Genomic DNA, 12,911 nt, shown 5'->3' with positions numbered 1-12,911 from the left:
ACACCGTAGTTCACTGCATTGAACTCTGTCATTCAGAATATTGGACGTAAAGTGGCGGACCTCGACCTGCTGAACCAGTCCCTGGCGCGCAACGTCAAGCGCTGGCGCAACGAACGCGGCTTCACCCTCGACGCGCTCGCCGCCCGGGCCGGAGTCAGCCGCGGCATGCTCATCCAGATCGAGCAGGCCCGCACCAACCCCAGCATCGGCACGGTCGTGAAGATCGGGGACGCGCTCGGCATCAGCATCACCACGCTGCTCGACTACGAGCAGGGCCCCCGGGTCCGTATCGTCCCCGCCGACCAGGCGGTGCGGCTCTGGCACACCGACGCCGGCAGCTTCAACCGCCTCCTCGCCGGCACCGAGGCCCCCGGTCCGCTGGAGATGTGGGACTGGCGCCTCATGCCCGGCGACCACAGCCCCTCCGACCCGCACCCCGCCGGCACGGTCGAGCTCGTGCACGTCACGGCCGGCGAGCTGACCCTCACCGTCGACGGCGAGAAGTACCCCGTCCCGGCCGGTTCGAGCGTCTCCTTCGAGGCCAACAGCCCTCACACGTACGGCAACGAGGGCCGCGCACCGGTCGAGATGATCATGTGCGTCTCGGTTCCCGGCGTGCGTCCCTGAGGCCCCGAGGCGTTTGTTAGCGTGCCGCCATGGACGCACCCATCGGACACTTCGACCACGCCACCCCCGCCCCCGAGGCCCTCGACGACCTGATCGGCCCGGTCGCCGAGGCCGTACGCCGGTGGCGCGGCAGCGTCCCCGTCGAGCAGATCGTCTACGTCGAGACGGACCCCGAGTGGGCCGACACCGCTACCTTCGTGGAGCACTACGGCCGGGAACTGCTGGAGCGGTCGGCGAACTGCGTGGTCGTCGCCGGCAAGCGGGGTGGTGAGACCACCCTCGCGGCGTGTGTCGCCCTGTCCACCACCCGGGTCGACGTGAACGGCACGGCCCGCCGCCAACTCGGCGCCCGCAAGGCCTCGTTCGCGTCGATGGACACCGCGACGGGCGAGACCGGCATGGAGTACGGCGGCATCACCCCGATCGGACTGCCGGACGGCTGGCCGCTGTTGGTGGACTCGGCCGTCGTCGACCTGCCCTACGTGCTGGTCGGCAGCGGCCGGCGGCGCGGCAAACTCCTCGTGCCGGGCAAGGCGTTCACCGAACTGCCCGGCGCCGTGGTCCTGGAGGGCCTGGGAGTGGCGGTCTGACCGGTCGCCCGCCGACACGTCCGACCGGGGTTTGCCCAGCGCCCTGTCAGGTGGCGGAGTCCTTGCCGAGGTACTGTTCCGCGAACGCGCCGGCCGCCGCGGGCGAGGTGAACAGCCGGCGCAGGCGGGCGAGGGTGGTGCCGGCGCGGAACGGGTCGCCCGAGGACGTGCCGTGGTAGACGTCGGACAGCCACTGCGAGAACTCCTGGTAGTCCCACACCCGTCGCAGACACGCGTCCGAGTAGCCGTGCAGGCCGGCCGCCTCGCCCTTGGTGAGGTAGGAGACCAGTCCGTCGCCGAGCAGGAAGGCGTCGTGCAGGGCGAGGTTCATGCCCTTGGCCGCGATGGGGGCCGTGAGGTGGGCCGCGTCCCCGGCGAGGAAGAGCCGGCCGAACACCATCGGTTCGACCACGTAGTTGTGCATGTCGAGAACACGCTTCTCGATCAGCCGTCCCTCCGTCAGGGGCGGCCGGTCGGCGGCGCCGAGCCGCTCCTGCAGCTCGCTCCACACGCGGTCGTGCGACCAGTTCTCCGGGTCGTCGCCGGGCGGGCACTCGAGGTAGTAGCGGGTGATCTCGGGGCTGCGCGCCATGTGTCCGGCGAATCCGCGCGGATGGATGCCGAACAGCACGCAGTCCGAGGAGGGCGGCGCCTCGGCGAGCAGCGCCAGCCAGCCGATGCCGTAGTCGTGCCGCGCGACCCGGGCCCGCTCCGGCAGCACGGTCCGCGTCACCCCGCGCGCCCCGTCGCAGCCCGCGACGAAGTCGCAGTGCACGAGCTGCCGTCGACCGGTCTCCGGGTCGGTGTACGACACCGAGGGACGGTCGGAATCCATGTCGTGCAGCCGCACGTCCCGCACGCCGAACCGAATGGCCCCGCCGCGCACGTCCGCGTACTCGCGCACGAGATCCGTGACGAGCAACGGCTGCGGGTAGACGAAGTGGTGATGTCCCGTCAGTTCGTGGTAGGAGAACCGGTGGCGCCGTGTCTCGAACCGGAACTCGCACTCGGTGTGCAGCTCCGCCCGCGCCAACAGGTTGTCCGCGAGACCCCGTTGCTCCAGGCCCCGTACCGCCCACTCCTCGATCACACCGGCCCGGGGCCGCCGTTCTATGAACTCGCGGCTCTCCACCTCCAGGACCAGGCAGTCGACGGAGGCGGCGCGCAGGATGTTGCCGATGGTGAGGCCGGCGGGTCCGGCACCCACGATCACCACGGGGAAGGAGGCGGAGGTCACCCGAGCATTATGACGGTGGCCCGTCAGACGCGGCAGGGTTCACCGCGGCCGACGGGCCGTCGCAGCAGGGGAGTTGGTGGGGGATGTGTGGCGGTGGCGTGTGCGCCGTACGGGAGTCAGTGCGCGGGCGCGTCCGTCACCACGACCTCCTCGATGCTCCGCTCGATCTCCTCCGTCGGGGAAGCGGTCGCCCGCGCCCAGTAGTAGATGGCGACCGAGAAGGCGGCGATGAGCAGCATGTCCCACCACAGGGCGATGCGGCCGGAGCCGCCGAAGCCGCCCTGCGAGGAGATCACGCCCATGCCCAGCAGATAGACCGGCAGCCACTGGGCGGCCCTGAAGTCCAGCCGCGGCGCGTCCGGTTGGCCGGTCGAGGTCGCGTACCAGGCGTAGCCGCCGAGCAGGACGTAGCCGAGGACGATGGCGATGCCCAGCCGCCACAGGGTGTCCCAACCGGCCCAGTAGATGATGAGGTTGGCGACCACGAACGACAGCGGTGAGAGCACCTTGCCGGCGGGCAGTCGGTAGGGGCGGTCGTGGTCCGGCAGCCGGTCGGCGAAGACGCCGTAGGCCAGGGGCGCGCCCGCGTACATGAGGACGCTCGCCGAGGTGATGAAGCCGACCAGCTCCTGCCAGCTCGGGAACGGCAGGAAGCAGACCACGCCGGTCACGAAGGAGATGATCAGGCCGAACCATGGCACGCCCCGGGCGTCGGTGCGGGCGAAGAGCTTGGGCGCGTAGCCGTTCTTGGCCAGGCCGAAGGAGACCCGGGAGGTGGCGGTGGTGTAGATCAGGCCGGTGCCGCCGGGGGAGATGACGGCGTCGAGGTAGAGCACCACGCTCAGCCAGCCCAGGCCCACCAGGGTCGCCAGACCGGCCCAAGGGCCGCTGATCCCTTCGTATGTGAGGTGCGCCCAGCCGTGCGCGAAGGTGCTGTGCGGCAGCGCGGCGATGAACACGACCTGGAGCAGCAGGTAGATGACCGCGCCGATGGCGACCGAGCCGAGGGTCGCGCGGGGCAGGTCCCGCTTCGGATTGCGGCTCTCGCCCGCCAGTTGGATCGCCTGCTCGAAGCCCAGCAGCGCGAAGATGATGCCGCTGCCGCTGATGGCGCTGAGCACGCCCTTGGCGCCGAAGGGGGCGAAGCTCTCCGAAGTGAAGTTGCCCGGATGGAAGTTGCCGGCCGCGATGATGAAGATGGCGCCCAGCGGGACGGCGATCTTCCACCAGGTGGCGGCGCTGTTGGTGTGCGCGAGGGCGCGGACGCCGAAGAAGTTGACGGCGACGAACACGGCCATCAGGACGACGGCCGTGCCCAGGCCGCTGGGGGTGAGCGTGCCGTCGGCGTGCTGGAGGCCCTGCGCCCAGTGCCAGTGACCGGCGTAGCCGATCATCGCCTCGACCTCGATCGGGGCGACGGTCGCGGCCTGCAGCCAGGAGAACCAGCCGAAGGACATGCCGGCCAGGCCGCCGAAGGCGTAGTGCGGATAGCGCGCGGTGCCGCCCGCGACCGGGAACATGCCGCCGAGTTCGGCGTGCACCAGGGCGAGCAGCACGATCGCGACCGCGCCGATCACCCACGAGACGATCGCCGCGGGTCCGGCTGCCACGACCGCCTTCTCGGCGCCGTAGAGCCATCCCGAACCGATGATGGAACCGACGGAGGCCCACATCAGACCGATCAGTCCGACGTCCCTCCGCAGGCCGCTCGGGCCTCTTGTCTCCGCCGCACGGGCGTGTTCGACGCTTACCATTTTCTCAGCGGCCTCTCATGAAATGTATATAAACTTTCAGTGCCTGAGAGGTTGCATGTTAGAAATCAGAAAAGGGCGCGCAGAAGACCCCTGGCGCAATCTTGACCAGGGTGAGGGCGGATCGTGGACGGCGCCTAACGCAGGCGCGGGATTTCGATCGCGGGGCACCGGTCCATGACCATCTCCAGGCCGGCGGCGCGGGTGCGGTCGTAGGCGCTCTCGTCGATCACGCCGAGCTGGAACCAGACGCCCTTCGCGCCGATGGTCACGGCTTCGTCGGCCACGGCCCCGGCCAGGTCGCTGTTGACGAACACGTCGACGACGTCGACCTCGAACGGGATCTCCGCCAGCGACGCGTACCCCTTCTCCCCGTGCACCGTCTCCGCCTTCGGGTGCACGGGCACGATCCGCTTCCCGAAGCGCTGCAGGACGGCCGCGACCCCGTAGGCCGCGCGCTGCTGGTTCGACGACAGGCCCACGACCGCCCAGGTGTCGCCGAGCTCGGTGAGGATCTTGCGGACAGTCGCTGAGTCGCCGTACACGCTCGGTCTCCTCCGGTTCGGGGTCTGCGCAAGGCACGAGACCTGTTACTGAGGCACAACAGGAGGCGGGGCGTGATGATTCCTCGATTACATGTGCTGTTCTTGACCTTCGGCTTACCATGCGAACGCCTATGTGAACGGCTCTTGGGGGAGGCGCGTTTGTTCGGCAGTGCAGGTGAAGAGGGGTCCGGGCTGCCGCGGGGGGTCCGGCTGTACCGGCTGGGCGCGGACGGCTCCGTCGTCCTCGCGGATCGGGACGGCGCCCGGGAGCTGGGGCCCGAGCGGGACCTGCTGCGGTTCATCGACGACGGACAGTTCGCCCACTATCTGGTCGGGGACGCCGCCACCTCGCCCGAGCGGCCCTCCAACGCCACCGTCAAACTCGGCATCGTCGGCCCGCGCAGCGCCTTCACCCCGCACGCGCACGGCGGCGAGCACTTCGTCCTCAGCCTCGGCCACGCGTCCTGCGGGCTGTACGACAGAGAGCGCGCCCGCGTCACCGAAGTCCCGCTCGTCCCCGGCGAGTTGATCCGCATCCCGGAACTGATGCCGCACTCCTTCGCCAACCGCGGCACGGCCCCGCTGACCATCCTGGCCGCCAACACCGGCTACGGCATCGACCACGAGGACTACGCGATCACCGCGCCCGAGGCGGAACGCAGAGCCGGCGGCCCGGCGTACGACGACCTCGGCTCGGCGTACGACGACCTCGGCTCGGCGTACGACGACCTCGGCTCGGCGGGCGCGCGCACGACCACCCTCGCCGCCACCGACTACCTTCAACTGGCCGCCGCCCTGCGCGACATCGAGCGGGTCCAGCGGGTGCGCGGGCCCGGCGTCACCACCGCGCGGGAACGGCTGGCGGCCCGGTTGCGCCGGCTCGCCCAAGGACTGGAGGGCCGTCGGTGATCTGTCCGCACTGCGAGAAGTCCCTGCTGCGCAAGGAACGCCCCGGCAACGTCTGCGGCAAGTGCGGGCGCCGGTACGCCCTCGACCCCAAGACCAACCCGCTGAAACTCAACGACCTGCGGGTCCGCCGGGTCGTCCTCAAGCTCGGCCAGGACGGCCAAGTGCCTTGTACGCCGGGGCAGTTGTGGTACGCCCTGTCCCGTAAGTCGCTGCGGGAGACGCAGGTCGACATGGGGTGCGCCGTCGCGTTGACCTTCGTCGGCGTCGTCGTGGGAGGCATGGGGCTGGGCTCCGACGTCGTGGGTGTCGCCGTCGGCGGTGGTCTGTTGCTCCTCGCCGCGATCGGTTTCGTGGTCGCGAGGCTGGCGGGCATGGGCCGGGGGCGACCGGCGCTCACCCGGCAGGCCTTCCGATCCGGTCCGTTGAAGGAGTGGAAGAGCGTCTACGGCGCGCTGCCGGACGGCGTGATCGACGACAGCGGCTTTCCGACACCCAGGCCGTCGGACGGGGGCGCCGCGACCGACGGGATCGTCCTCGTCTGCCCCGACCGCTCCATCGCCGTGTTCCTCGACGCGGCGGGCCTGACCTCCCGTTACGGGGTCACGCTCGTCGCCAAGCCGGCCGATGTGGCCGCCGCCCCCGCCCAGGGACCGGTACTGGTACTGCACGACGCCGACGCGCCGGGCCTCCTGCTCGCCCACCAGGTCCGCGCCGCGCACCCCGAACGCCGGGTCGTCGACATCGGTCTGCCGCTCGCCGCCGTGCGGGGGGTCGCGCGCGCGGTGCCCGTGCGGGGCGACGTGCCGAAGGTGCGGGACATGGAACTGCTGGAGGAGAGCAGGGAGTTCAGCCCCGCGCAGCTGAAGTGGCTGGGCAAGGGGTGGGGGTTCCCGCTCGTCGGGGTGCCCCCAGCCAAGCTGCTGGCCGTCGTCTCCCGGGCCGTGGAGCGGGCCCGCGCGACGGACGATCCGGTGCGCCGGCGGGCCGCCTCCGTGGGCTTCCTGACCTGGCCGGAGGAGGGGAGATGATCTGCCCCAACTGCCGGGCCTCCCTGCTGGCCAAGGAACGTACGGGCAACGTGTGTTCGCGCTGCGGGCGCGCGTACGCCGTCGACCCCAAGGTGTACGGCCGGGGCATGAACGACACGCGCATCCGGCGTATCGCCGAGAAGGTCACCGACGGGGGTCGCCGACAGATCACCGTCACCCAACTCTGGTACTCCGCCCGGACCGTGAACAACTCCTGGACGGCGGTCCCGAGGAGCGGACGGCCGAGGTGGGTCGGGCGCACGGTGGGATGGATCCTCGGCGTCGGGCTCGTGGTGCTCGGCATCCTCATACAGGACGTGCCCTACGCCGGATTCGGGTGGTGGGCGTGCGTGGGTGTGGCCGCCCTCGTGTGGGTGGTGGCGAAGGGGGAGCCGTACCGCCCTCAACGCCATGCCGGTTCGTATCTGTCCCCCTCGCTGTCGGACTTCAGGGCGATGGTCTGCGCGCGGTGGGTGCAGGCATACGGAGACCTGCCGACCGGGATCGTGGACGACCAGAGGTATCAGGAGCCATACGAGCCGACCGGCCTGCGCAAGGACGGCGAGTGGCAGTCGGAGCCCGTTGAGGTGCTCTGCCCGGACCAGGCCGTCCGCGTCTTCCTGTCGGCCAACGGATTCCCGCGACGCCTGAACCTGACGCTCGCCGCCGGACTCGCCGAACTGTCCGGCACCGGGCCCCTGGTGGTGCTCCACGACGCGAGCGCACGCGGCCTCCAACTGGTCGCCGACGCCCGCGCGGCCGAGACCCGGCGGGCGGTGGTGGACGCGGGGCTGCCGGTGCGGGCGGTCCTCGACAACCGTGGATCCGTGCGTCTCTACGAGGATCCGCCGGCCGCCGTACTCGGCGACCCGTCCGAACAGCCCGACTGGCTGAGGAAGTTGGTGCGGAGCGCGCCCAGGGAGGCTGACTGGCTGACCAAGGGCTGGGTCAGCCCCGTCGCCGCGGTTCCGCCCGCTCTGCTGGAGTCGGCCGTCGAGCGGGCCGTCCGCGAGGCCCGCGCCACAGCGGGGAGGCAACGGCGCCAGGCCGCCGAGGTCGGCTTCATGAGCTGGCCACAACCTTCCAATACACCGGTGAGGGACGGGAACTGACATGCCGACGACCACGAACCCGGTCGGCCGGCTGCTGCTGGAGCGGGCGATCGCCCTCGCCGCGCAGCGCGCCGCCGCCCCCGGGAACCTCCGCTTCACCGAACGCCAGCTGTACTACGAGACCTGCCGCGTCCTGCGCCCGACACCCGCGCCGGTACGCCGCATCCCGCACAGCCCGGCCCCACCGTTGCGACTGTCCCGGTTCACCGAGGTGTTGCATGGCGCGGAGTGGGCCGCGGGGTTGCCGGGGCTGCTGCCGGCTCCCATGTCCGGTGTCCCGACGATCGGCGGCCCGGCCCGCGAACCCGACCTCTACGACTACGCGCTGCCCCGGCTGCTGATCTGCCAGGACCGCGCCATCGCCCAGATGCTGCTGGCCAACCACGTGCACCTGGAAGCGGCCTGTCCGATCCTGAGCGCCGAGGACGACCTGCCGCTCGACCCCCGACTGGTGACCGCCCTGGAACGGGCCGAGGGCGCGACCGTGCACGTCCTGCACGACGCGAGCCCCGCGGGGATCGCGTTGCCGGGCCGGGTGCGCGAGGAGTCGGGGCAGGTGGCCTCCCGGGCACGCGGGAGGAGCGGGCCGGGACTGGCGCCGGTGGGCGACGGGCCGGGTCCGGAGTTCGCCCCGGTGCGGGCGGAACTCGGTGGAGTGCCTGCCGGGGTGCCCCAGGATCTCGGTGCGGCGTCCGCCCGGGTGTCCGAAGGACTCGCGGCGCTGCCCGTCCGTGTCGTCTCGCTCGGGCTCGTGCCCCGGCACGCTCGGACGCTCGGCCTCGTGGCCGGGCGCAGGCCCCGCCCGGTGCCGCCGCTCGGACCGTTGCCGCCCGGGCTTCGGCCCGCCGAGGTCGACTGGCTCAGCGCGGGGCGGTTCGCCGAGGTCGCCGCGGTGCCGCCGGCCAAGCTGCTGCGTGCCGTGCTGCGGCTCACCCGGGGGCCCCGGCCGGCCCGTCACTCCGTCTGGGGCGAGCTGCGCGGTCTGCGCACCGCCGGGTTCATGACCTGGCCCGACGCATGAACCGCCGCCGCCCCGACGACCGTAAGCCCTTCCGCCGCAGACCCGAGGACCTACGACGATGATCCGCCCACGCGAAATCGGCTACACGGACGAACTGCTCGCCGACGGCAGCGTCCACCGCACCTACGAGGACGGCCGGCAGGAATGGCGTCGCCGCGGACCGTCCGGCGAGGTCTTCTGGCGGGACGACCGGGAGAACACCGGGACGGACGAACTGCTCGGCGACAAGATCGTCAAGCGGACCCTCGCCGACGGCACGGTCACCTACGGACGGGACATCGGTTACGGCCGCACGCTCTGGGGGCGCGGCGAGACCCTCATGATCAACCGGACGTCGTTCGGCGGCCGGATGGGCGCGCTCCTCGTCGGCCTCGGCGTGGCCGGACTCGCCGTCACCGCCGCCCAGTTGCCGCCCCTCACCCTCTCACCGGAGGAGGAAGAGGAACTGCGCCAGCAGGCACAGAGCGCGTCCTCCGGAGGCGACGGCGGCGGGGGAGGGGACGGCGGCAGTGGCTCCGAGGGTGACTGGGACGGCGGCGACTGGGGTGACGACGGTGGGGGCTGGAGCGACGACGACTTCGGCTGACCGAGCACGGCCGCCTGCGGACAAGACGGCGCGCGTACAGGGCAGTTCGCGTACGCGGCAACAGGAAAGGACTCTCCGATGACGCGCTTTTGCGTCAGTCTCGCGTCGGACAGCGCGGGGACCGCGGACGCCGACGGTCGGCCCGGCGCCGCCGACGCGCACCTCGCCACCATGGGCGCCGCCGCGGTCGCACCCGGTCTCGCCCTCGTACCGGACGAAACCGGGCACGCCCAGGGGCCGTTCGAGGCGGACGGCATGCGGGCCGTCGGTGAGGTCACCCTGCACAACCGGGCCGACCTCCTCACCGCCCTCGCCACCGACGGAGCTCCCGCCCCTCAAGATGCCGGCGACGGCGAGCTGTTGCTGCGTTGCTGGGCGCGGCTCGGCGCGAAGGGTGTCGCGCTCGCCGAAGGGATGTTCGCCCTTGCCGTCCTCGACGGCCGCGACCTCGTGCTGATCCGCGACCACGTCGGCGCCCGCACCCTGTTCTACGCCCGCGCCGCCGACGCCTGGGCGGCCTCAACGTCCCTGCGCGCACTGCGCCGTTGGCCCGCACTGGGCACCCGTATGAACCTGTCCGCCGTACGTTCCTTCCTCACCTTCGCCTATCTGCCGGGCGACGAGACGCTGTTGGAGGGCGTGCGCGAGGTGCTGCCCGGCCGGGTGCTGCGGCTCGCGGCTGACGGGACCGTGACGGAGACGGTCTACTGGGAGCCCCAAGAACGGCTACCCGAGCGGGAGTTCGGCGGAACCGACGACCATGTCCTCACCCTGCGCGCGCTCCTCGAAGAGGCCACCGCACGGCGGCTGCCCGAGGCCGAGGCGGTCGGTGTTCTGCTGTCGGGCGGGATCGACAGTTCGCTCGTCACCGCGCTCGCCGCGAAACTGCACGGCCACCCCGTGCACACGTACTCCATCAGCTTCGGTGACGAACTCCCCAACGAACTCGGCTACTCGGGCCTCGTCGCCACCCACTGCCACACCCGGCACCGGGTGCTGACGGTCTCCGGTACGGCGGTCGCAGCGCGCCTCGCCGACACGGCCGCCCTGCTCGACAGCCCGGTCGGCGACCCGCTGACCGTGCCGAACCTGCTGCTCGCCGAGGCGGTCGCGGGCGACGGCCTGCGGACCGTCCTCAACGGGGAGGGCGGCGACCCGGTGTTCGGCGGACCCAAGAACCTGCCGATGCTGGTGCAGGAGATGCACGCGGGGGCGCCGGGAGCGGACGGTTCGCCCTGGTACGAGGACCGGGCCACCGCCTATCTGCGCTCCTACCGCAAATGCTGGACCGACCTCCCGGACCTGCTGACCGCCGACGCGCTGTCCGCCCTGGAGTCCGCGCCGTCGCCGCAACGCTTCGTCGAGCCCTACCTCACGGGCCCGGACCGGATGTCCCACCTCCTCAACCAGCTCCTCCACTGCAACCTCCGCACCAAGGGCGCCCACCACATCCTCACCAAGGTCGAACGGCTCACCGCCTCCCAAGGGCTGCAGGGCCGCGCCCCGCTCTTCGACCGCCGGGTGATCGACCACGCCTTCGCGACCCCGCCCACGCTCAAGTTCCGGGGCACGAGCGAGAAGTGGGTCCTGAAGGAAGCCGTACGGGACCTGCTGCCCGCGACCGTCGTGGACCGTCCCAAGAGCGGGATGCGGGTTCCGGTGCAGCAGTGGCTGAGCGGGCCGCTGCGGGAGTTGGGCGGTGATCTGCTGCTGGGCCGGGCCGCGCGGCAACGGGGGTTGTTCCGGCCCGAGACCGTACGGACCTGGCTGCGCGGCGAGGGCACGCTGCTGCCCCGGCAGGGCGGGAAGCTGTGGCTGGTGCTCACGCTGGAGCTGTGGCTGCGGGCGTACGACCTGTGAACCGGGTCAACGCGCGATTGCTGTGAACAGGGTCAACGCGAAGCCTGCGATCCGGGTCAACGCGCGATCGCTGTGAACCGGGTCAACGCCGAGCCTGAGAACTCGTTCAACGCGGTGGCTGTGAACCGGGTCAACGCGAACGGGCCCTGTGAAGCCCGATGCAAGTGAACCGGTCGAACCCGCCGGTGTCTTGTGAACAGCACGATGGAGGCAACCGCACTGTGAACACCACCCTCATCAACCCCCGCACCGGCCGCGACCGAGGCACCGCCCCCGTCGCCCGCGAGAGCGAGGTGCGGGCCGCCGTACAGACCGCCCGCGCCGCACTGCCCGCCTGGTGCGGCCTCACCCCCAAGGAACGGTCCCGCCGACTGGAGCGGCTGGCCGCACTGGTGGAGGAGCACGCCGACGACTACGTGGCCCGCGAGGCCGCCGGCACCGGCAAGCCCGCGAGCGAGACGACGGGCGAGGTGGCGCAGGTGGCCGACCTCTTCCGGTTCTACGCCTCCGCCGTCCGCGCCCAGTCCGTACCGGCCGCCGGACGACTGGTCGACGGACATGAGAGCTGGGTGCGCTGGGAACCCCTCGGGGTCGTGGCGGTCGTCGTGCCCTGGAACTACCCGCTGATGATGGCCACTTGGCGGTGTGCCCCGGCCCTGGCCGCCGGCAACACGGTGGTCGCCAAGCCCGCCGAGACCACCCCCGACACCCTCGCCCTGCTCGCCGAACACGCCGCCGAAGCGCTCGGCCCCGGAGTCCTCACCGCACTCCCGGGCGACCGGCAGACCGGCCGGCTGCTGGTCGACGCCCACGTCGACATGGTCGCCTTCACCGGCAGCGCGACGGCCGGCGCCGATGTGGCCGCGCGGGTCGGCGGGCGCCGGGTCAGTCTCGAACTCGGCGGCAACGCCCCCGCGCTCGTCCTGCCCGACGCCCCCGACGACACCTGGACCCAGCTCGTCCACGCCTGCGCCTACAACGCCGGGCAGAGCTGTGCCGCCCCCGCCCGGGTCATCACCCTGCGCGAGAACTACGAGGAGACGGTGGAGCGGTTGGCCGCCGCGGCCCGGGACTGCCTCGCGGGCCGGGACTTCGGTCCGCTCAACAACCCGGACCAGCTGGCCCGTTACGACGGCATCGTCAAGTCCTCCGCCGCCGGGCGGAACGTGGCCGCCGACATCGCCCCCGGGCCCGGCGAGGAGAACGGCTTCTGGCGCCCCACCCGGATCCTGGCCGACCTCCCCGACGACGACCCGGCGGTGGTCGAAGAGGTCTTCGGCCCGCTGCTCACCGTGCAGTCGGCGGAGGACCTGGACGCGGCGGTCACCCTCGCCGACGGAGTCCCCCAGGCGCTGGCGGCGAGCGTATGGACCCGCGACCTGACGACCGGGCTGGATCTCGCCGGCCGCCTGAACGCGGGGGAGGCCTGGCTCAACTGCCACCTCGTGCAGACCGCCGAGCTCCCGCACGGCGGCCGAGGCGCCTCGGGCCACGGCACGGACCTGAGCACCCTGGCCCTGCCCGAGTACCAACGCCCGAAGACCATCACCGCCCGGCTGGTAAGGGGGAACTGACGGCGTCGGCCCACGCGCTTGGGGCAATCCGGGACCTCGATCCGGGACCTCGATCCGGGACCTCGATCCGA

Annotated in this window: 12 protein-coding genes; 9 read left to right on the top strand and 3 right to left on the bottom strand. The window is 71.8% G+C overall.

Annotated elements, in window-relative coordinates:
• Positions 1-51 precede the first annotated feature (51 nt).
• On the top strand, positions 52-627 hold the full coding sequence (locus tag ACIQI8_RS37555) for a helix-turn-helix domain-containing protein (RefSeq protein ID WP_402361077.1): 576 nt from the start codon (positions 52-54) through the stop codon (positions 625-627).
• 29 nt (positions 628-656) lie between these two features.
• Positions 657-1,217, top strand: coding sequence for a YbaK/EbsC family protein (locus ACIQI8_RS37550; protein WP_402361074.1), 561 nt, complete (start codon positions 657-659; stop codon positions 1,215-1,217).
• A 46-nt stretch (positions 1,218-1,263) separates the two neighbouring features.
• On the opposite strand, the gene ACIQI8_RS37545 is transcribed toward ACIQI8_RS37550, so the two are convergent.
• From ACIQI8_RS37545 to ACIQI8_RS37535, 3 genes are all read right to left on the bottom strand, one after another.
• Positions 1,264-2,454 (bottom strand): 4-hydroxybenzoate 3-monooxygenase, encoded by a 1,191-nt coding sequence (locus ACIQI8_RS37545; RefSeq protein ID WP_402361071.1) that lies wholly within the window; start codon positions 2,452-2,454, stop codon positions 1,264-1,266.
• 116 nt (positions 2,455-2,570) lie between these two features.
• Positions 2,571-4,208 (bottom strand): APC family permease, encoded by a 1,638-nt coding sequence (locus ACIQI8_RS37540; protein ID WP_402361068.1) that lies wholly within the window; start codon positions 4,206-4,208, stop codon positions 2,571-2,573.
• Between the two features lie 134 nt (positions 4,209-4,342).
• Complete coding sequence (locus tag ACIQI8_RS37535; RefSeq protein WP_402361065.1) at positions 4,343-4,750, bottom strand: CoA-binding protein; 408 nt, start codon at positions 4,748-4,750, stop codon at positions 4,343-4,345.
• 159 nt (positions 4,751-4,909) lie between these two features.
• On the opposite strand from ACIQI8_RS37535, the gene ACIQI8_RS37530 reads away from it, so the two are divergent.
• The 7 genes from ACIQI8_RS37530 (at position 4,910) to ACIQI8_RS37500 (ending at position 12,840) form a co-directional block, all read left to right on the top strand.
• On the top strand, positions 4,910-5,659 hold the full coding sequence (locus ACIQI8_RS37530) for a cupin domain-containing protein (RefSeq protein WP_402361062.1): 750 nt from the start codon (positions 4,910-4,912) through the stop codon (positions 5,657-5,659).
• A complete protein-coding gene (locus ACIQI8_RS37525; RefSeq protein ID WP_402361059.1) occupies positions 5,656-6,687 on the top strand; it encodes a hypothetical protein in 1,032 nt (343 codons plus the stop codon). The genes ACIQI8_RS37530 and ACIQI8_RS37525 overlap by 4 nt, the downstream gene beginning before the upstream one ends.
• Positions 6,684-7,799, top strand: coding sequence for a hypothetical protein (locus ACIQI8_RS37520; protein ID WP_402361056.1), 1,116 nt, complete (start codon positions 6,684-6,686; stop codon positions 7,797-7,799). Before ACIQI8_RS37525 ends, ACIQI8_RS37520 begins: the two co-directional genes overlap by 4 nt.
• Before the next feature lies 1 nt (position 7,800).
• Positions 7,801-8,820, top strand: coding sequence for a hypothetical protein (locus ACIQI8_RS37515; RefSeq protein WP_402361053.1), 1,020 nt, complete (start codon positions 7,801-7,803; stop codon positions 8,818-8,820).
• A 58-nt stretch (positions 8,821-8,878) separates the two neighbouring features.
• Positions 8,879-9,406 (top strand): hypothetical protein, encoded by a 528-nt coding sequence (locus tag ACIQI8_RS37510; protein WP_402361050.1) that lies wholly within the window; start codon positions 8,879-8,881, stop codon positions 9,404-9,406.
• A gap of 78 nt (positions 9,407-9,484) precedes the next feature.
• Complete coding sequence (locus ACIQI8_RS37505) at positions 9,485-11,266, top strand: asparagine synthetase B family protein (protein WP_402361047.1); 1,782 nt, start codon at positions 9,485-9,487, stop codon at positions 11,264-11,266.
• A gap of 221 nt (positions 11,267-11,487) precedes the next feature.
• Positions 11,488-12,840 (top strand): aldehyde dehydrogenase family protein, encoded by a 1,353-nt coding sequence (locus ACIQI8_RS37500; protein ID WP_402361044.1) that lies wholly within the window; start codon positions 11,488-11,490, stop codon positions 12,838-12,840.
• Positions 12,841-12,911 lie beyond the last annotated feature (71 nt).

The sequence above is a fragment of the Streptomyces sp. NPDC092369 genome (assembly GCF_044755245.1).
Lineage (GTDB): Bacteria > Actinomycetota > Actinomycetes > Streptomycetales > Streptomycetaceae > Streptomyces.
This window is presented reverse-complemented; position numbering and strand designations above follow the sequence as displayed.

Bases quoted from the DNA above. Each gene is read 5' to 3' on its own strand.
- ACIQI8_RS37550 (WP_402361074.1), top strand. From the start codon at position 657: ATGGACGCACCCATCGGACACTTCGACCACGCCACCCCCGCCCCCGAG.
- ACIQI8_RS37505 (WP_402361047.1), top strand. From the start codon at position 9,485: ATGACGCGCTTTTGCGTCAGTCTCGCGTCGGACAGCGCGGGGACCGCG.
- ACIQI8_RS37515 (WP_402361053.1), top strand. From the start codon at position 7,801: ATGCCGACGACCACGAACCCGGTCGGCCGGCTGCTGCTGGAGCGGGCG.
- ACIQI8_RS37540 (WP_402361068.1), bottom strand. From the start codon at position 4,208: ATGGTAAGCGTCGAACACGCCCGTGCGGCGGAGACAAGAGGCCCGAGC.
- ACIQI8_RS37510 (WP_402361050.1), top strand. From the start codon at position 8,879: ATGATCCGCCCACGCGAAATCGGCTACACGGACGAACTGCTCGCCGAC.
- ACIQI8_RS37520 (WP_402361056.1), top strand. From the start codon at position 6,684: ATGATCTGCCCCAACTGCCGGGCCTCCCTGCTGGCCAAGGAACGTACG.